At 56.4% G+C, this 383-nt stretch carries 1 protein-coding gene; it reads left to right on the top strand.

Going from position 1 to position 383, the window contains the following annotated elements; translation table 11 throughout:
- Window positions 1–383 (top strand): hypothetical protein (locus OQV04_RS24915; RefSeq protein ID WP_332643265.1); only part of this gene is annotated, 383 nt, incomplete at both ends.

Here is a 383-nt window from a genome sequence, read left to right as displayed (position 1 = left end):
CGTGAACGCCAAGAAGCCGAAGCAGCACGGTTAGCGGAAGAACAAGCAGAACGTGAACGCCAAGAAGCCGAAGCAGCACGGTTAGCGGAAGAGCAAGCAGAGCGTGAACGTCAAGAAGCCGAAGCGGCACGGTTAGCGGAAGAACAAGCAGAGCGTGAACGTCAAGAAGCCGAAGCAGCACGGTTAGCGGAAGAGCAAGCAGAGCGTGAACGTCAAGAAGCCGAAGCAGCACGGTTAGCGGAAGAACAAGCAGAGCGTGAGCGCCAAGAAGCTGAAGCAGCACGGTTAGCGGAAGAACAAGCAGAACGTGAACGCCAAGAAGCCGAAGCAGCACGGTTAGCGGAAGAACAAGCAGAACGTGAACGCCAAGAAGCCGAAGCAGC

Source organism: Escherichia sp. Lx600-2 (assembly GCF_036662595.1).
Taxonomy (GTDB): Bacteria; Pseudomonadota; Gammaproteobacteria; order Enterobacterales; family Enterobacteriaceae; genus Escherichia; species Escherichia coli.
The sequence above is the reverse complement of the archived record's forward strand: the minus strand, read 5'-3'. Positions and strand labels throughout refer to the sequence as shown.